This window comes from Streptomyces chiangmaiensis, from assembly GCF_036281785.1.
GTDB lineage: Bacteria > Actinomycetota > Actinomycetes > Streptomycetales > Streptomycetaceae > Streptomyces > Streptomyces chiangmaiensis.
Window position 1 is genome coordinate 1 of sequence record NZ_JAYWVC010000770.1, and the last position, 507, is coordinate 507.

Below are 507 nucleotides of genomic sequence, written 5' to 3' on the forward strand. Positions count from 1 at the left end.
TGACATTGCTATGGCCGAGGCAGAAGCCCATCAAGCTCCGGCAATAACCAAGTGAGGAGGCAGCGTCCTGGTGGGGCCAGAAGGCGAAAGCGTGATCGGCAACGAGGCCGAGGGATACTTGCTTTGGCAAGTCAGAGTCGCAGACGCCGAACAGCGTGCACGGGAGTTCGTCCGAGTGATGGACTGGCTCACCACCTCGCAGCGCGCGGAGATCGAGCAACGCTACGTCTCGGACAGTCTTCAACGCGCCAGGAATGATCTTGAGCGGACAAGAGCCAGGTGCTTGGCCCTGCGGGATGAGTACGAAGACCGCTACCGAGGCCTGCGGCGGCGCTGCGTCGGCCTGACGCTTGCTGTTTGTGCAGTACTCGGCATGACCGTGCCCGCTCTGCGCTTGCTTCTGTCAACTTGACCCGGCCTTAAAGGGCCGGGTTTGGAGGTAGCGTCCAGCTGGTTGCTGGGTGGGCTCCTTCGTCCAGACACCCGGTTATGGGGTGGCAGGGACGC

1 protein-coding gene is annotated in these 507 nt (G+C 62.3%); it reads left to right on the forward strand.

The window, feature by feature from the left end; genetic code table 11:
* The first annotated feature begins 91 nt into the window (after positions 1–91).
* On the forward strand, positions 92–412 hold the full coding sequence (locus VXC91_RS46845; protein WP_329513401.1) for a cytochrome C oxidase subunit I: 321 nt from the start codon (positions 92–94) through the stop codon (positions 410–412).
* Positions 413–507: the final 95 nt, after the last annotated feature.